We start from the raw sequence: 17226 nt of genomic DNA on the forward strand, positions 1-17226 counted from the left end.
GACTCCGCGGGTCCGCACGGCGGCGACAATGACCTGGTGATGAACGTGCGTACGACGCTGGAGCGGCTGCGGGGAGCCGCGCGCCGGATGGTCCGCGACGCCTGGCACCCGAGCGGTCCACCGCCACGACCCACCCGGCGCGCCTGGCTGTTCGACGTTCTCCTCGCCCTGGCCATGGCCATCACGACCGTCTACTACGGCATCGACAACGCGGGGAACGTCGTGGTGCGGGAGATCGCACCCGGCGTGGAGATCGTGGTGCCGCGACCGTCAGGGCCCGGCGGCATGGCCTTCATGGTGACCCTCGCGGTCATCGCCTCCGGCGCGCTGGCGCTGCGCCGCCGCTACCCGCTCGCGGTGCTCTGCGTCGTGACGGCCGCGACGCTGGCGACACCGCACAGCGTCATGCGGCTGACCTTCTACGCGTTCGTCATCGCCGTGTACAGCGCCGCCGTGTACAGCGCGTACCGGGTGGCGACGCTCGCGGCGCTGCCGGTGTCGGTCGTCCTGGTCGGCACCTCAGGGAACTCGGTGACACCGATCGTCCCCAACGAGTACATCGCCCTGCTCATCCTGGTCCCGATGGCCGTGGCCGCCGTCGGCCTGCGCACCTGGAAACTCCGGACCGACGAGGGCCGCACCCGGCTCTTCGCCCTGGAGCGCGAGCAGGCGGAGGCGCTGCGCAGGGCCGTCGAGCACGAACGGGCCAGGATCGCCCGCGAGTTGCACGACGTCGTCACGCACAACGTCAGCGTGATGATCATCCAGGCGGGCGCCGCACGCAAGGTCATGGAGTCATCGCCCGGGCAGGCGGGCGAGGCGCTGCTCGCCGTCGAGGCGGGCGGACGGGCGGCCATGACCGAGCTGCGCCACGTCATGGGGCTGCTCACCATGGCCGACGAGGACCCGGAGGCGGACGACAGTGCGGACCCGGTCGGTACGACGGCGGTGGATCTGGCCCCGCAACCCGGCCTGGACCAGCTCGCATCGCTGGTCGGACGGGTCCGGGACGCCGGGCTGCCCGTCGGTCTGACCGTGAAGGGGCTGCCCCGGCCGCTCCCGCCCGGCCTCGAACTCGCCGCCTACCGCGTGGTCCAGGAGGCCCTGACCAACACCGTGAAGCACGCGGTCGGGGCCAGCGCCGCCGTGACCGTCGACTACGGCCCCGAACTGCTCCGGGTGGAGGTCACCGACACCGGCGGGCGCCCCGGCGCGGGCGCCGGAAGCGGCCGGGGTCTGATCGGCCTGCGCGAGCGCCTCGCCGTCCACGACGGGACCCTCGACTCCGGCCGCCGGCTGACCGGCGGCTACCGTGTGGAGGCCCGTATCCCCTTGGAGACACCGTGACCGAGCCACTGCGTGTGCTCCTCGCCGACGACCAGACTCTGGTTCGCACCGGATTCCGGATGATCCTCGGCGCCGACGGCATCGACGTCGTCGCCGAGGCGACCAACGGAGCCGAAGCGGTCGAAGCGGCCCGGCGCACCCACCCCGACGTGGTCCTGATGGATGTCCGCATGCCCGAGATGGACGGCCTGGAGGCCACTCGCCGCATCCTCACCGTTTCCGAAGCTCCTCCCTCCGCTCCCGCAGAGGAGACTCCGTTCCCCGAAGCTCCCCGCGTCATCATCCTCACCACGTTCGACCTCGACCGGTACGTCTACGCCGCGCTGTCCGCAGGGGCCAGCGGCTTCCTCCTCAAGGACGTCACCCCCGAGCAGCTGACCGCGGCCGTCCGCACGGTCCGTACCGGCGACGCCCTCCTCGCGCCCGCCATCACCCGCCGCCTCGTGCGGCGCTTCGCCGGGGGCGAGCACCGGCACGGTGCCCGGCACGGCGACGACGCCACCGCCCTCCACCGCGACCTCGCCCCGCTCACCCCGCGCGAACTGGAGGTCCTCGGCCTGCTGGCCCGCGGACTGAGCAACGCCGAACTCGCCGCCCGCCTCCACCTGGCAGAGGCGACCGTCAAGACGCACGTCGCCCGCATCCTCGCCAAGCTCGGACTCCGTGACCGCGTCCAGGCCGTCATCGTCGCCTACGAGACGGGGCTGATCAGCGCGGGCGAACACGGGGACGCACGGCAGCGCGCCGAGCATCCGTAGACCCGAGGCCGAGGCCCCGCCGCAGGACGGGCCCTATCCCTCAGCGGCGGCCTCCCTGGCAGCGGCCGAGCTGTCGATGTCCGTCACGCTGGACACCGTCATCGCGACGGGGAGGGACCCTGCGGAGAGGAGCGCGGCCAGTTCGCGGGCGGACGCGCGCGTGAAGCTGCCCGAGATCTGGACCTTTCCGTCGGGGATCGTCGTGTTCACCGCGGGGGCGGAGAGCACCGATCCGTCCAGAACGATCGCGACCGCGTTCGTCGGGGGCTGCTGCCGGGACAGCTCGGTGGTGAGGTCGGCGAAGCGCTTCGCGCCGCGGGACGTGAAGGTGACGTCCACGAGCCAGCCGCTCGCGCTCTGTTTGTCGAAGTGCGCGCGGGCCGCCGAGACGTCCGCGCCACGAACCGCCGCGGGACCCAGGTCGTACCGGTTGGCCGGAGTGTTGGCGGGGCTTGTGGAGCAGGCGGTGAGCGGTTCGGTGGCGGGCGCGGTGGTCGCCGGGCACCGGTCCGCGCTCGCGGGGCTCTCACCGCGGACCGGCCGGAACTCGAGCCGGGCCTGTTCGCCGAGGGCCGTGAGCTTCTTCTCGGCCTTGCCGGGCGCTGTCGCCGTGATGCCGCCGCCGAAGACGGCGACGTGCGCCTTCTTCAGGCCCAGCAGGTCGGCCCGGTGCCGCATGAGCTCCGCGGTGGTCTCAAGTACCGCTTGTTTCTGTGGAGTTGCCGGGGTGAACACCACACTGGTCCTGGTGGCCCGCGCGGCGGAGGACGCCGACGATGGTGGTGCGGGGCTGGCCGAAGCGTCGGGCCCCGCCGCCGAACTCCCCTCGTCCTGCGCGCTCTTCGTGCCCCGCGCGCTCCCCTTGCCGTCCGTGTCCCCCGACGAGCCACCGCACGCGGCAAGGCCCACGATCGCCGCCCCCGCCACGGCCGCGCATCGCACTGCCCGTAATCGGACCGCTATCGGCCCAGCCCTCTTCGCCACGGTCTCTCCCTGCTGTAGTCACCGCGTGATCCTCAGTAACTTATGCCCAACGCCGCCCGTGGAGTCGCGTAACCGGCCACACCGCTGTCGGCGGGGCAGTCCGGCGCGCAGGTCCGCGCCGACGGCGTATGGGCGTAGACCGGGGTGGGTCTGGACCCACTTCTGCCCTGGTCGGGCGGGGATCGGGCCCCGCGCGGTGCAGAGTGGAGGTCCAGGAACCAGCGCGGCGACGCGGCGAGGAAACGAGAAGGAATGAACACACGACAGGTGACGTCGTGGGCGGCGAGGGCCGGTGGGGGGCTCGTGCGGGCCTGCGTGGTGCTGGTCCTCAGCATGGTGGTCCCGGCCGTGTGGGCCGCCACGGTGGCGCTCGGGATCCGGTGGGGCGCGGGGAACCCGTGGTCGTGGCTGCCCGTCGTCCTCGTGGCGCCGCTCGCCACCCTCGTCCTGTCCCGCCCCGTCTGCCGGGCGTTCCGCTCGCTCGTCACACGGTGGACGGACACCGTCATCGCCCCCGGCTACCGGCAGGCACCCCCGGTGGTGCTGATGTCCACGGGCTACTGGTGGAACGGCTTCTCGTACGAGCGGACCCACCGCGACGCCCGCCTCGACCAGCGGTGGCGGCTGCGCTGGAACGACCCCGCCAACTGGCGCGACCTGCGCTTCACGGCGATCGTCCCGCTCACGGCCGGGCTGCTCGCGGCGGTGCCGCCCGCCGGTGTCGCGGCGGCGGTCATCGGCATGGCCCAACCCGCTCTCCCCGCACGCCTCATCGGGGTCCTCGGACTCGCCGTGGCCATCGGGAGCGCCCCGTACGCCTGGCGGTGCGTCGAGCCGGTGGCCGTCCGTTTCCTGCGGGCGTCCGCCGCGATGGAGCTCGCGGAGCGCGTGGACGAGCTGACCGCGCAGCGCGCCGACGCGACGATCGCGCAGGCCGCCGAGATCCGCCGGATCGAACGGGACCTGCACGACGGGGCGCAGGCCCGTCTGGTCGGGCTCGGACTCTCCCTCGCGACCGCAGAGAAGCTGATGGAGACCGACCCCGAGGCGGCCAGGGCGCTGATGCGCGAGGCACGGGCCGGTGCGGCCACGTCGCTGACCGAGCTCCGCGAACTGGTCAAGGGCATCAACCCGCCGGTGCTCAACGACCGCGGACTCGTCGACGCGGTCCGCGCGCTCGCCCTGGACAGCCCGCTCGAAGTGACGGTCAGCGCCGAAGGGCGGCTCCGCCTGGACCCGCCGATCGAGTCCGCCGCGTACTTCGGCACCGCCGAACTGCTCACCAACGCGGTCAAGCACGCCCACGCGACCCGGGCGCGCGTCTCCCTCGCCCGGGACGACACCGGGATCGTCGTCACGGTCGAGGACGACGGCGGGGGCGGGGCCGACGAGCGGCCCGGCGGCGGACTCGCGGGGCTGCGCCGCCGACTCGCGGTCTTCGACGGCACCCTGGACATCACCAGCCCCGCGGGCGGTCCGACGTGTGTGAGGATGGCGGTCCCATGCGCATCGTCGTAGCCGAAGACCTCTACCTCCTGCGCGACGGGATGGTCCGCCTGATCGAGGCGTACGGTCACGAGGTGGTGGCGACCGCGGCCACCGGGCCCGAGACGCTCGAAGCGCTGCTGACGTGGCGGCCCGATGTCGCCGTCGTCGACGTCCGGATGCCACCGACGCAGTCGGACGAGGGCCTGCGCGCGGCGCTGGCGGCCCGCGCCGAACTGCCGGGCCTGCCGGTCCTGATCCTCTCCCAGTACGTCGAACAGCTCTATGCCCGCGAGCTGTTGGCCGACGGGACCGGGGCCGTCGGCTATCTCCTCAAGGAGAGCGTGTTCGACGCCGACGAGTTCATCGACGCCCTGCGACGCGTCGCGGCGGGCGGCACCGCCATGGACCCCGCCGTCATCTCCAAACTGCTCTCCAGCGGATCGTCCCACCGGCGCCTGGAACACCTCACCGAACGCGAGCACTCGGTACTGAGCCTGATGGCCGAGGGCCTGTCCAACCAGGCCATCGCCCAACGGCTCTTCCTCAGCGACAGCGCCATCAGCAAGTACACGACGTCGCTGTTCGGCAAGCTCGGCCTCACGGACGACGACAGCAGCAACCGCCGCGTCCTGGCCGTCCTCGCCTATCTCAACGAGCCGTGATCCCGTCCCTCACCCGTCGTCGCGTTCGGGACGCGGCCTGTTCCGGTGCTTCCCGCTCGCCGACGCACCGAACCGCTTGACCTTGCGCCCCCCTTCCCTGGGATTGAGCAGCAGGGGCCGGCTCACCGACCTGTCCTCCGGGGCGGGTTCCGACGGCGGGTTCCCGTGATCCCCCTCGACGCCTTCGGCCGTCGGCCTGACAGGTGGCCGGAGAAGAAGCCGACGTCCCCCGTCGCTTCAATTCGCCCAACTGTTCGCAAGCTCGGCGGGCTGCCGTCATCCGTGGGGCTCTTGCTCCGGCATCACGCGTGCGGGGACACCCGCCCTGCCGCCACGACCGTCCCGATGCGCGTCAACGCCGCCAGATCCCTCAGCGGATCACCGTCCACGAGGAGGAGATCGGCCCGCAGTCCGGGGGCGATCCGGCCCGGCGACGCGGAAGGCGAGTCCGCCCCGGTCCCCGAGGTCGCGCGCGGTGGTGACACCGGCGCGGAGCAGTCGCTCGGCGCGTCGGCACATCCGTTCGTGGAGAACCTCGTCGCTCTCCCCCAGTCCGGCGACGGGGTCGGTGCCGCCGTCGAAGATCAGGTGGACGTGGGAGTCGATGAGTCCGGGCAACACGGTTCCGGAATGGACGAGTTGTCGCACCCCGGGGCCCGCCTGCCGGACGACGTCCGCCCTCGGTCCCACGGCGGCGATCGCGTCGCCTTCGACGAGGACGGCGCCGCCCTCCAGGTAGGTGCCGGTGTCCGTCAGAATGCGGTCCGCGATGATCAGCATCGGCCCATTCTCCTCGCCCGGCCGCTCCGATCGACGCGGCCGATCCGCGCAAGGGCAATCCGCGGGGCCGTCGACGACGAATCAGAGGTGAGCGAAGGCCCGTGAGGGGTCTTCGCGGTGGAGGCCCGGCGGGGATCGGTGATCCCGACGGAGTGCGGGGCCCGGTGCGGCCCCCTCCGCCCGGACGCGGCCCGCACGCCTCCCGCGGGGGAAGCTGCCGCACGCCGACGGGCGTGCGGCAGCTTCATGAACCGCCGGGAACGAGCCGTCAGACGAGGTCGAACCGGTCGAGGTTCATGACCTTGTCCCAGGCCGCGACGAAGTCCTTCACGAACTTCTCCTGCGCGTCGTCGCTCGCGTAGACCTCGGCGACGGCCCGCAGCTCGGAGTTCGAGCCGAAGACGAGGTCGGCACGGGTGCCGGTCCACTTCACCTCGCCGGTGGCCGCGTCACGGCCCTCGAACTCGTCCTGTGCCTCGGACGTCGACTTCCACCGCGTGCCCATGTCGAGCAGGTTCACAAAGAAGTCGTTGGTCAGCGTGCCGGGGTTCTCGGTGAACACCCCGTGCCGGGAACCCCGGTGGTTCGCGCCGAGGACGCGCAGGCCGCCGACGAGGACGGTCAGCTCGGGCGCGCTCAGGTTGAGCAGGTTCGCCTTGTCGACGAGGAGGTACTCGGCGGGGAGGCGGTTGCCCTTGCCGAGGTAGTTGCGGAACCCGTCGGCGGTCGGCTCGAGCGCGGCGAACGACTCCACGTCGGTCCGGTCCTGCGTCGCGTCCACCCGGCCCGGCGTGAAGGGCACCTCGACGGCCGTACCGGCGTCCTTGGCGGCCTTCTCGACGGCCGCCGAGCCCGCGAGCACGATCAGGTCGGCCAGCGAGACCTGCTTGCCGCCCTGGGAGTTGAAGGACTCCTGGACGCCTTCGAGGGTGCGGAGCACCTGGGCGAGCTCTTCCGGGTTGTTGACCTCCCAGTTGCGCTGCGGCTCCAGGCGGATCCGGGCGCCGTTGGCGCCACCGCGCTTGTCGCTGCCCCGGAAGGAGGAGGCTGCGGCCCACGCGGTCGACACCAGCTGCGAGACCGTGAGGCCCGAGCCGAGGACCTTCTCCTTGAGCGCGGCGATGTCCGCCGCGTCGATGACCTCGCCGGTGCGCTGCGGCAGCGGGTCCTGCCACAGCAGTTCCTCGGTGGGGACCTCCGGGCCGAGGTAGCGGACGACCGGGCCCATGTCGCGGTGCGTCAGCTTGTACCAGGCGCGGGCGAAGGCGTCCGCGAACTGGTCCGGGTTCTCGTAGAAGCGCCGCGAGATCTGCTCGTAGACCGGGTCGAAGCGCAGCGACAGGTCGGTGGTGAGCATCGTCGGGAGGCGCTTCTTCGACGCGTCGAACGCGTCGGGGATGATCGCCTCGGCGTTCTTCGCGACCCACTGGTTGGCGCCGGCCGGGCTCTGCGTGAGCTCGTACTCGTACTCGAAGAGGTTCTTGAAGAACCCGTTGCCCCACTGGGTCGGCGTGGTGGTCCAGGTGACCTCGAGGCCGCTGGTGATCGCGTCCTTGCCCACGCCCGTGCCGTGCGAGCTCTGCCAGCCGAGGCCCTGCTGCTCCATCGGGGACGCCTCGGGGTCATTGCCGACGGCGTCGGCGGGGCCCGCGCCGTGGGTCTTGCCGAAGGTGTGGCCGCCCGCGATCAGGGCGACCGTCTCCTCGTCGTTCATCGCCATGCGGCGGAACGTCTCACGGATGTCGCGGGCCGCGGCGATCGGGTCGGGGGTGCCGTTGGGGCCCTCGGGGTTGACGTAGATGAGGCCCATCTGGACCGCGCCGAGCGGGTTCTCCAGCTCGCGGTCGCCGGTGTAGCGCTCGTCGCCGAGCCACGTGGTCTCGGGACCCCAGTACACGTCCTCGTCGGGCTCCCACACGTCGGCGCGGCCACCGGCGAAGCCGAAGGTCTCGAAGCCCATCGTCTCCAGGGCGACGTTGCCGGTGAGGACGAGGAGGTCGGCCCAGGAGAGGTTCTTGCCGTACTTCTTCTTGACCGGCCACAGCAGGCGGCGGGCCTTGTCGAGGCTGGCGTTGTCCGGCCAGCTGTTGAGGGGAGCGAAGCGCTGCTGGCCCGCCCCCGCGCCGCCGCGGCCGTCACTGATGCGGTAGGTGCCCGCGCTGTGCCACGCCATCCGGATCATCAGGGGGCCGTAGTTGCCGAAGTCGGCGGGCCACCAGTCCTGCGAGGTCGTCAGGACCTCGGCGATGTCCCGTTTCACGGCCGGCAGGTCGAGGCTCTTGAACGCCTCGGCGTAGTCGAACTCCTCGCCGAGCGGATTCGCCACGGCGGGGTTCTTGGCGAGGATCTTCAAGTTGAGCCGCTCGGGCCACCATTGACGGTTTCCGCCGCCCTGCGTCGGATGCGGCGCGCGACCGTGCGCGACCGGGCAGCCGGTCACTTCCTCCGGCTTCGGGTCGGTGACGATCGCGTCGTGGTTCTCAGTCATGCGAATCCTTCCGGACGGGGCGGATCACGGTGCTCAGAAACTGCGGGGCGGTTGACTCACTCGGGGCGCGGACCCCGTGGACGGCCTCGGGCCCCGCCGACCGGGAGAGCAGGGTCGGCGGACGTGGTCGGGCGAGGGCGGCCGGACGGGCAGGGGACGCGGTCGGACCGACGGCTCGCGGTCCGGACGGCCCGCGAGCGGGACACCGGATGCCGTGGCGAGCGCACTCGCCTCCTGAAGTCACGCGTCTTCCCCTGCTGTTGCTCTGTCCCTTGTGCCCTGACCCTTGGCTGTTGGCCGGAACCGATCCTACGATGGACCAAGTCCAAGTCAATACGCCAGACAGGCCCGTACGGAAACATTCGTCTGACGATGCACAGTGAGGCTGGTGCGCATGAGTGACCTGCTCGAACGGCTCCGCGGGCGCGGCTGGCGGATGACCGCTCAGCGCCGGGTCGTCGCCGAGGTGCTCGACGGCGAACACGTCCACCTCACCGCCGACGAGGTGCTCGCGCGCGCCACGGCCCGACTGCCGGAGATCTCCCGCGCCACCGTCTACAACACCCTCGGCGAACTCGTCTCGCTCGGCGAGGTGATCGAGGTGGCCACGATCGGCCGCGCCAAACGGTACGACCCCAACGCCCACCGCCCCCACCAGCACCTGACGTGCTCGGGCTGCGGCGCCATTCGCGACGTCCACCCCGTGGGCGACCCCGTGGACGAACTGCCCGCCACCGAGCGCTTCGGCTTCAGCGTCTCCGGGGCGGAGGTCACGTACTGGGGGCGGTGCCCGGACTGCGTCCGTACGTCCGAGCCGCCGGCGCCGCACTAAATTCGATCGCACGAACGGGCAGCCACCGGCACAATCGCACCATGTCGACCACCGCGGAGGCCCTGCTCCGCGCCCTTGAGCCGCTTCCGTTCCCCGATCGCCTCGCGCTCACCGCGCGCACCGCGCACCGGCTCGCGGGCGAGGCAGGACCAACGGACACGGCCGGTACCGGTACCGGAGGGCTTGCCGCGCTGCTCGCGGACTGGGACGCCCGCGGCCCGTACGAGCGGCGGCTCGCCGCGCTCGCCGCGTTCGCGGGGCGGGACGTCGCGTTCCTCGCCGGGCGTCTCACCGACCCCGACCCGGTGGTCGCCGGATACGCGCTGCGCGCGGCACGGGCGCTGCCCGTGCCGGACGAGGCGCTGGAGGCGGCCTACGCCGACGCGCCCGCGGCCCGACGGCGGCGCCTTGCCGGGGTGCTCGCCTCCGGAGCGCGTCCCGCACTCGCCGAGCGCCTGGTGGTGCGGCTGCGCGAGACCTGGGGCGACACCGAGGCCGCGCGGCTGCTGCCCGGCTGTTCGTCCTCCTTCGTGGCGCGGCACCTGCCCGCGCTCGCCCATGCCGTCGACGGCTGGACGCGGTTGGCACGGCGTCACCCCGACCCGGTGCTCGACCACGCGGGGACGGCACTCGCCGAGCGGGGCAGCGGGCGGCAGCGGCAGGACTGGTGGCAGGCGCACGCCACGACGGTCGCGGCGCTCGCGCCCCTGCGTCCCGAGCGCGTGCTCGCCCTCCTGGAGCGGTACGGGCCCGACACCCTGCCGCACGCGCTCAACCGGGGGCTCGGCCCGCTGGTCGAGGCCGACGCCGAGCGCGTGATCGGCTGGATCATCTCTCCCGACCGCGCCGAACAGCGCTACGAACCGGCGCCGCCGCCCGGCGTGCTGCGCAGGCTCGTGCGGGCCGAGCCCGCCTCGCTGCCCGCGCTCGGCCGCCACTGGGCGCCGCGCGACGGCCAGTTCACCGCGCTCGTGAAGGCCATGGCCCCCGGCCGCCGACCGGCGTTCATCGACGCGGTGATCGCCGAAGGGGCGCGCTCGGATCCGGCGTTCCGGGTGCTCGGCCTGCTCCCGCGTGCACGCCGCTGGGCGGAGGTACGGCGGCTGGCGGCCGAATTCACCGGTGAATCCTGGTCCTTGTGGGATCAATGGGACACTCTCGCCCAGGGCCCGTTCGTCGAGGCGCGTGCCGCGTTGCTCGCCGCGGTGCGCCGCTCCGACAGCGACGACCGGGCCGCCGCCTGGCCGATCCTGGTGGCGTGCGCCGCCAGGGACGGCGGGCGTCCCGCGGTCACCGAACTCCTCGCTCTCCTGGGCGGTCTGCGCAACGAGCAGGATCCGGTGCGCGGCGCCGCGCTGACCGCGCTCGCCGCGGCACACCCGCGCATCCTGCGTGCCGAGGACACCGCCGCCCTCGACCGGATCGCCACCGACGCCCTGGAGGTACGCGACAGTTCGCGCGCCAGCCGCACGGCGCTGCGCAGGCTCGCCGAGCGCGTCCTGGTCGAGCACGCCACGGAGGGCGAACCGGCCCTGCGGGACTGGGCGTTGCGCGTGCTGGAACGGATCGCGGGCCGGGTGGGCGTGCCCGACTTCGGCGCGCTCGACCACGTGCTGCGCCGGGGTCAGGAGCGGCAGGTCGTCGACGCGCTGCGTCCCTGGCTCGACGCTGCGGCGGGGCGGGCCGACTTCCGGCTGCTGCTCGGCCTCGCCGAAGCGCTGGGGCGTCGGGCGCAGTTGCTGCCCGAGTTGCAGGACCTGCTGGCCACGGCGCTGGAGCGGGGCGACGACGACACGTTCGAGGCGGCCGCGAGGCTGTGGCTCGCCGCACCGGCCACTCGCGGCGAGCGGGTGGCGGCGATCGTCGCGCGCGAGCCGTCCGCGATCGTCCTCGCGCCCGTACGACGTGCGGTGTCCCTGCGCCGTACGGACCTGCTCGACGTGCTGCTCGCGGACGCCCCGCCGTACGGCCGCTTCCTCGTGCGGGGCGCCCGTCGGCCGCTGCCCGATCTCGGCGACAGCGACCGCTGGCTGCCGCGCCAGCAGCGGGCCGCCGCACGGCTCGCCGGGCAGGCGGCCGCGGACGCGTCCCTTCCGCTCGATGTGCGCGCGGCCGCGATCCGGGCGGCCGCGCCGATACCGGTGTCCGGCCGCGAGCTCGCGATGCGGCACAAGGACGACCCTGACGTGGTCGTGGCCGAGGCGGCGCTCGCCGCGCTGCCCTGGACCGACCGGCCGCAGGACGCCGTGGCGGTGCTCCTCGACGAGGCGGGCGGCGAGCGGGCGCGGGTCGCCGTGTACGCGGCGGCACGCGCCGCGCGCTTCACCGCGCCGTCCGCACTCGCCCTGCTGCTCGGCACGTTGCTGGGCGGGGAGCGGCGCGCGAAGGTCACATCGCGCAAGGAGGCCGTCCGGCTCGCGGCCCGCCTCCTGCCGCAGCGGCAGGCGGTGGCCCTGCTGACGCGCGCCTTCCACTCCCCCGACCGCCACCCGGACGTACGGGCCGCCGTGGTCCGCGCGCTGCCGCCGCTTCTCGGGGTGGCCGACGCCTGGTCGCTGCTCGACGACGCCGCGCGCTCCGACGCCGAGCCCGTGCTCGACGCGCTCTTGCGGGTCACCCCGTGGGAGCTGCCCGAAGGACAGCGTCGCGGGTACGCCGCGGTGGTCGGGTCGGCGTACGACGCGTGCCTGGCGTCGACCGACGGCTTCGCGGGCCTCGGCATGCTGCAGTCCTTCGGCGTGTGGTGCCGCTACGCGCCCGACCTGGCCGACCGGCTCGTGCGGACGGTCTGCGACCTCGGGTCCCGCACGCACTGGCAGTACGCGGCGTGGACCCTGCGCGAACTCGCCGTGTCGGAGCTGCCGCATCCGGTGGGCGGGGCGGCTCCCGGCAGCGCCCTGCACGGTGCGGTGGCCGAGCTGCTGGCCGCCGCGCACGGGCCCGAGGGCGGCTGTGACGCGCGGGAGGACCGGGACGTGCCCGCGTTGCAGCGGCTGCGCACCCTGGTGTCGCGGGGCACCGAGCACGGCCAGTGGCAGCGGCCCGAGTTCCTGGCAGGGCTCGCCGCCCAGCTCGCGTCCGAACCGCTCCTCGTGGCCGAGCGTGCCGATCTGTTGTGCGGGCTGGTCGATCCGTCCGCCGAACCCGACGCGCTCCTGGCCCGCCTGCTCGACCTGGCCGAGGCCCTGGAGGGCGCAGGGGTGAGTGTCGCCGCGCAGGCCGCGGGCCGGTTGCGGGCGGGCCGGGCGCACCGCACGCCGCCCCGGCACACCGAGTCGCTCCTGATCACCACCGACCGGCTCGCCCGGGAAGGCGGTACCGTCACGGGCCTGCTCGCGGCCGGTCTGGTGGCCGAGTGGGGCGCCGGTCTCGGCTGGCCGGAGGAGTGGCGGGCGCTGCTGCGCGCACTGCGCGGGCACCCGGACCCCGACGTACGCCATGAGGCCTACCGGACGCTGACCGAGACGGAGTGACGCCGACGTGGGCGGCGGCGCCGGTCGGGCCGCTCCCGACGGCCGCCGCCCGGCCCGGGCCCCGCTCCCCCGGCATGCCGGAAAGCGTGTCCTGGCCCAGGCTGGACGGGCGGATGCATCCCGCACCGCGCCACAGCGAGGGAGCAGAGCGCCATGGCAACCGAGGTGTTCCGGTCGGCGGTGCCGCTGACGGTGAACGGCGAGCGCCGCTCCCCCGTCGTCGACCACCGCTCGACCCTCCTTGACGTGCTGCGTGAACAGCTGGACCTGACCGGCGCCAAGAAGGGCTGCGATCACGGGCAGTGCGGCGCCTGCACCGTCCTCGTCGACGGGCGCCGCGCCAACAGCTGTCTGCTGCTGGCCGTGGCCTGTGAAGGATGCCAGATCACCACCGTGGAGGGGCTGCGCGGCGCCGACGGCGAGGCCCCGCACCCCTTGCAGCGGGCGTTCGTGGAGCGTGACGCCTTCCAGTGCGGGTACTGCACCCCGGGGCAGCTCTGCTCGGCCGTCGGCATGCTCGCGGAGACCGCGGCGGGCCACCCCTCACACGTCACGGAGCCGGGCGCGAAGACCCCTGTCGCGCTGGACAGGGACGAGATTCGGGAGCGGCTCAGCGGGAACCTGTGCCGCTGCGGCGCTTATCCGCACATCGTCGAGGCCGTGGAGGACGTGATCCGGTGAAGCCCTTCATGTACGTCCGCGCGCACAGCGTCGACGAGGCGACCGCGGCCCACGCGGGCCGGCCGACCTCCCGCTATCTGGGCGGCGGCACCAATCTCGTCGACCTGATGAAGCTGGGCGTGGAGCGGCCGAGCACCCTGATCGACGTCAGCGGACTGCCGCTCGACTCGGTCGATGAGCTCCCCGACGGTTCGGTCCGGATCGGCGCGACGGTGCGCAACAGCGACCTCGCCGCCCACCCGCTGATCCGCGACCGCTACCCCGTGCTGTCCCAGGCGCTGCTCGCGGGCGCGTCGGGGCAGCTGCGCAACATGGCCACGACCGGTGGCAACCTGCTCCAGCGCACCCGCTGTCCGTACTTCCAGGACCTGGGCAAGCCGTGCAACAAGCGGGAGCCGGGCACCGGCTGCGGGGCGCTCGACGGCGTCCACCGCGACCACGCGGTGCTCGGCCACTCCCCGCAGTGCGTCGCCACCCACCCCTCCGACATGGCGGTGGCGCTCGCCGCGCTCGACGCGCGGGTCGAGCTGCACGGTGCGCGCGGCGGGCGGGACCTGCCCGTCGCCGAGTTCCATCGGCTGCCCGGTGACCGGCCCGACCTGGACACCGAGATCGCGCACGGCGAGCTCATCACCGGCGTACTGCTCCCGCCCGCGACCGCCGGGGTGCCGTGCGCCTACCGCAAGGCGCGCGACCGTGCCTCGTTCGCCTTCGCGCTGGTGTCCGTGGCCGTGCTCCTGGAGGTCGAGGACGCCGTCGTACGCCGGGTGCGGATCGCCTTCGGCGGTCTGGCCCACCGGCCGTGGCGGGCCACGCGTGCCGAGGAGGCGCTGGTGGGCACCGCACCGTCTGGTGCCGCGTTCGAGCGGGCCCTGGACGCGGAGCTGTCCGCCGCCGAGCCGCTGCGGGACAACGCGTTCAAGGTGCGCCTGGCCCGCGCTCTCGCGTGCGACGTGCTGCGCCGTCTCTCACCTCAGCCACCAGGGAGAACACCATGTCCGACACCGTGAGCGCGCTCGGGGCGGCGGCCGAGCGCAGGGAGGGCCCGGACAAGGTGTCCGGGGCCGCCCGTTACGCCGCCGAGCACACGCCCGACGGCTGCGCCTACGCCTGGCCCGTCCCTGCCACGGTGGCGCGCGGCGAGATCACCGGCATCGACGGTTCGGCCGCGCTCGCCCTGCCCGGTGTCGTCGGGGTCCTCAGCCACCTGAACGCGCCGCGCCTGGCGGAGACCGACGACGCGATCCTCACCGTGCTGCGGGACGCGCACGTGCCGCACCGGGGCTGGTACGTCGCGCTGGTCGTCGCCGACAGCCTGGAGGCGGCGCGCGAGGGCGCCGGTGCCGTCCGCGTCACGTACGCCGAGGAGCCGCACGACGTCACGTTGCGGGCCGACCATCCCGACGCCTACGTCCCGGAGGACACCGACGGCACCTCGGGCGAGCACGTGCGCGGCGACGCCGAGGACGCGTTCACCCGGGCGCCCGCCCGCGTGGACGTCTCCTATCGGGTGCCTCCGCTGCACAACCACCCCATGGAGCCGCACGCGGCCACCGCCCACTGGCAGGACGGGCGGCTGACCGTGCACGACAGCAGCCAGGGCGCCACCGCCGTCCGCGACGCCCTGGCGGGCCTTTTCGAGCTGCCCGAGGACCACGTCACCGTCATCTCCGAGCACGTCGGCGGCGGCTTCGGCTCCAAGGGCACGCCACGGCCGCACGTGGTGCTCGCCGCCATGGCCGCCCGCGTCACCGGACGGCCCGTCAAAATCGCGCTGCCCCGGCGCCAGTTGGCGGCCGTGGTCGGCCACAGGTCGCCGACCCTGCACCGCGTGCGCCTCGGGGCCGAGGCCGACGGCACGCTGACGTCCGTGATCCACGAGGCGACCGCGCACACCTCGCGCGTCAAGGAGTTCGTCGAGACGGCCACCGCCGCCACCCGCGTCATGTACGCGTCGCCGCACGGACGCACCACCCAGCGAGTGGTCGCGCTCGACGTGCCGAGCCCCTCCTGGATGCGGGCGCCCGGCGAGGCACCGGGGATGTACGCCCTGGAGTCGGCGATGGACGAACTCGCGACCACCCTGGGCATCGACCCCGTCGAGCTGAGGCTGCGCAACGACACCCGCAACGAGCCCGACAGCTCCCTGCCCTTCAGCAGCCGTCACCTCGCCGAGTGCCTGCGGGAAGGGGCCCGCCGCTTCGGCTGGTCGGCGCGCGACCCACGCCCCCGCTCGCACGCCGAGGGCCCCGTCCTGGTGGGCAGCGGCGTCGCGGCGGCGACCTACCCGGTGCTCGTCTCGCCGTCCCGCGCGAGCGCCCACGCCCTGCCCGACGGCAGCTTCGTGGTGCGGGTCAACGCCACCGACATCGGCACGGGCGCCCGCACCGTGCTCTCCCAGATCGCCGCCGAGGCGCTCGCCGCCCCGCTGGAGCGCGTGCGCACCGAGATCGGCAACAGCGACCTGCCGACCGCGCCGCTCGCGGGCGGCTCCTCCGGCACGGCCTCCTGGGGCTGGGCGGTCCACGAAGCCTGTACGGAACTGGCGGCGCTCCTGTCCGCGCGGCGCGGCGCGCCGCTCCCGCCCGATGGCCTGTCCGCCACGGCGGACACGGCGGGCGTCGCCGACGCGGACAGCGACTTCTCCCGGCACTCCTTCGGCGCCCACTTCGCCGAGGTCGGCGTCGACACGGTCACCGGCGAGGTGCGCGTACGACGACTGCTCGGTGTCTACGCGGCCGGGCGGATCCTCAACCCCCGTACGGCACGCTCGCAGTTCATCGGCGCGATGACCATGGGCCTGGGGATGGCGCTGACCGAGGGCAGCACGATGGACGCGGCCTTCGGTGACTTCGCGGAGTGCGACCTGGCCGCGTACCACGTACCGGCGCACGCGGACGTGCCCGCGATCGAGGCGCACTGGATCGACGAGGAGGACCCCCACCTCAACCCCATGGGGAGCAAGGGCATCGGCGAGATCGGCATCGTCGGAACGGCGGCGGCGATCGGCAACGCGGTGCACCACGCCACCGGGGCGCGGCTGCGGGAACTGCCCCTCACGCCGGACCGCGTGCTGGAGAGTCGGCCGGACTTCTGAGACCGGGGCCCGTGGTCGCCGGAGGGGAGACCTCAGATCTGGCCGACCTGGGAGATCGTGTGGTCGCCGACCCGGGACTGCACGTCCTGGAGCAGGGTGCGCAGCAGGTCCGACAGCTGGGTCCGCTGTTCGGGGCTGAGCGCGTCGATCAGTTCCGCCTCCCGGTGGAGCACCTGGTCCACGGACCCTTCGACCAGATCGTGACCGGCCTCGGTGAGGGTGACCAGGACGGTGCGTGCGCGGCCCGGCGTGGGCTCCCGGGTGACGAGGCCCTCGCCTTCGGCGCGGCCGACGCGCTGCGAGACGGCGCCCGCCGTGACCATCGAACGCCGTGCCAGCTCACGGGTGCTGAGGGCGTACGGGGAACCGCTGCGGCGCAGCGTGCTGAGCAGGTCGAGGGTGGCGGTGTCGATCCCGGCCCGGGTCAGGACGCGCCGCCGGTCGTCGCCGAAGAGCTTGGCGAGCTGCCAGATCGGGGTGACGATCGTGATCGAGTCGACGGGGGTACCGGGGCGTTCGCGCTGCCATGCGTCGGCGATGTCCTGCGCCGACTGGTCCTTGCTTGCCATGGAGGGCCTCCCGAGTGTTACGTTTAGCTCTAAATTTAGAGCTAAACGACTGTGATTCGGAGCTCAG

At 73.5% G+C, this 17226-nt stretch carries 13 protein-coding genes; 9 read left to right on the plus strand and 4 right to left on the minus strand.

The window, feature by feature from the left end; all coding sequences use genetic code 11:
- Window positions 1–87 precede the first annotated feature (87 nt).
- Together KY5_RS00945 and KY5_RS00950 are read left to right on the plus strand one after the other, a co-directional pair.
- The gene (locus tag KY5_RS00945) at window positions 88–1347 is read left to right on the plus strand and encodes a sensor histidine kinase (protein ID WP_234363128.1); all 1260 of its coding nucleotides are present in this window, start codon (window positions 88–90) and stop codon (window positions 1345–1347) included.
- On the plus strand, window positions 1344–2105 hold the full coding sequence (locus KY5_RS00950) for a response regulator (protein WP_098240345.1): 762 nt from the start codon (window positions 1344–1346) through the stop codon (window positions 2103–2105). The genes KY5_RS00945 and KY5_RS00950 overlap by 4 nt, the downstream gene beginning before the upstream one ends.
- 33 nt (window positions 2106–2138) lie before the next feature.
- On the opposite strand, the gene KY5_RS00955 is transcribed toward KY5_RS00950, so the two are convergent.
- Complete coding sequence (locus KY5_RS00955) at window positions 2139–3089, minus strand: SecDF P1 head subdomain-containing protein (RefSeq protein ID WP_159072448.1); 951 nt, start codon at window positions 3087–3089, stop codon at window positions 2139–2141.
- Between the two features lie 252 nt (window positions 3090–3341).
- On the opposite strand from KY5_RS00955, the gene KY5_RS00960 reads away from it, so the two are divergent.
- A complete protein-coding gene (locus KY5_RS00960; RefSeq protein ID WP_098240347.1) occupies window positions 3342–4607 on the plus strand; it encodes a sensor histidine kinase in 1266 nt (421 codons plus the stop codon).
- Entirely contained in the window at window positions 4592–5239 is a 648-nt protein-coding gene (locus KY5_RS00965; protein ID WP_098240348.1) for a response regulator transcription factor, read from the plus strand. The genes KY5_RS00960 and KY5_RS00965 overlap by 16 nt, the downstream gene beginning before the upstream one ends.
- Before the next feature lie 378 nt (window positions 5240–5617).
- Here the strand turns inward: KY5_RS00965 and KY5_RS00970 are convergent, their stop codons facing one another.
- Window positions 5618–6019, minus strand: a complete 402-nt coding sequence (locus tag KY5_RS00970; protein ID WP_098240349.1) for an amidohydrolase family protein — start codon at window positions 6017–6019, stop codon at window positions 5618–5620.
- Window positions 6020–6287: 268 nt separating this feature from the next.
- Window positions 6288–8507 (minus strand): catalase/peroxidase HPI, encoded by a 2220-nt coding sequence (gene katG / locus KY5_RS00975; protein ID WP_098240350.1) that lies wholly within the window; start codon window positions 8505–8507, stop codon window positions 6288–6290.
- 394 nt (window positions 8508–8901) lie between these two features.
- Here katG and KY5_RS00980 point away from each other — a divergent pair, with 394 nt between their 5' ends.
- The 5 genes from KY5_RS00980 to KY5_RS01000 all read left to right on the plus strand — a co-directional run bounded on the left by KY5_RS00980 (window position 8902) and on the right by KY5_RS01000 (window position 16590).
- Complete coding sequence (locus tag KY5_RS00980; protein ID WP_098240351.1) at window positions 8902–9339, plus strand: Fur family transcriptional regulator; 438 nt, start codon at window positions 8902–8904, stop codon at window positions 9337–9339.
- A 41-nt stretch (window positions 9340–9380) separates the two neighbouring features.
- Window positions 9381–12812, plus strand: a complete 3432-nt coding sequence (locus tag KY5_RS00985) for a hypothetical protein (protein ID WP_098240352.1) — start codon at window positions 9381–9383, stop codon at window positions 12810–12812.
- 153 nt (window positions 12813–12965) lie between these two features.
- Complete coding sequence (locus KY5_RS00990) at window positions 12966–13493, plus strand: (2Fe-2S)-binding protein (protein WP_098240353.1); 528 nt, start codon at window positions 12966–12968, stop codon at window positions 13491–13493.
- Window positions 13490–14503, plus strand: coding sequence for an FAD binding domain-containing protein (locus KY5_RS00995; protein ID WP_098240354.1), 1014 nt, complete (start codon window positions 13490–13492; stop codon window positions 14501–14503). The genes KY5_RS00990 and KY5_RS00995 overlap by 4 nt, the downstream gene beginning before the upstream one ends.
- On the plus strand, window positions 14488–16590 hold the full coding sequence (locus tag KY5_RS01000; protein ID WP_098240355.1) for a xanthine dehydrogenase family protein molybdopterin-binding subunit: 2103 nt from the start codon (window positions 14488–14490) through the stop codon (window positions 16588–16590). Before KY5_RS00995 ends, KY5_RS01000 begins: the two co-directional genes overlap by 16 nt.
- Window positions 16591–16622: 32 nt before the next feature.
- On the opposite strand, the gene KY5_RS01005 is transcribed toward KY5_RS01000, so the two are convergent.
- A complete protein-coding gene (locus KY5_RS01005; protein ID WP_098240356.1) occupies window positions 16623–17159 on the minus strand; it encodes a MarR family winged helix-turn-helix transcriptional regulator in 537 nt (178 codons plus the stop codon).
- Between the last annotated feature and the right edge of the window lie 67 nt (window positions 17160–17226).

Source organism: Streptomyces formicae (assembly GCF_002556545.1).
Taxonomy (GTDB): Bacteria; Actinomycetota; Actinomycetes; order Streptomycetales; family Streptomycetaceae; genus Streptomyces; species Streptomyces formicae_A.

Bases quoted from the DNA above. Each gene is read 5' to 3' on its own strand.
- KY5_RS00945 (WP_234363128.1), top strand. From the start codon at position 88: ATGGTCCGCGACGCCTGGCACCCGAGCGGTCCACCGCCACGACCCACC.
- KY5_RS00960 (WP_098240347.1), top strand. From the start codon at position 3,342: ATGAACACACGACAGGTGACGTCGTGGGCGGCGAGGGCCGGTGGGGGG.
- KY5_RS00965 (WP_098240348.1), top strand. From the start codon at position 4,592: ATGCGCATCGTCGTAGCCGAAGACCTCTACCTCCTGCGCGACGGGATG.
- KY5_RS00970 (WP_098240349.1), bottom strand. From the start codon at position 6,019: ATGCTGATCATCGCGGACCGCATTCTGACGGACACCGGCACCTACCTG.
- katG (WP_098240350.1), bottom strand. From the start codon at position 8,507: ATGACTGAGAACCACGACGCGATCGTCACCGACCCGAAGCCGGAGGAA.
- KY5_RS00980 (WP_098240351.1), top strand. From the start codon at position 8,902: ATGAGTGACCTGCTCGAACGGCTCCGCGGGCGCGGCTGGCGGATGACC.
- KY5_RS00985 (WP_098240352.1), top strand. From the start codon at position 9,381: ATGTCGACCACCGCGGAGGCCCTGCTCCGCGCCCTTGAGCCGCTTCCG.
- KY5_RS00990 (WP_098240353.1), top strand. From the start codon at position 12,966: ATGGCAACCGAGGTGTTCCGGTCGGCGGTGCCGCTGACGGTGAACGGC.
- KY5_RS01000 (WP_098240355.1), top strand. From the start codon at position 14,488: ATGTCCGACACCGTGAGCGCGCTCGGGGCGGCGGCCGAGCGCAGGGAG.
- KY5_RS01005 (WP_098240356.1), bottom strand. From the start codon at position 17,159: ATGGCAAGCAAGGACCAGTCGGCGCAGGACATCGCCGACGCATGGCAG.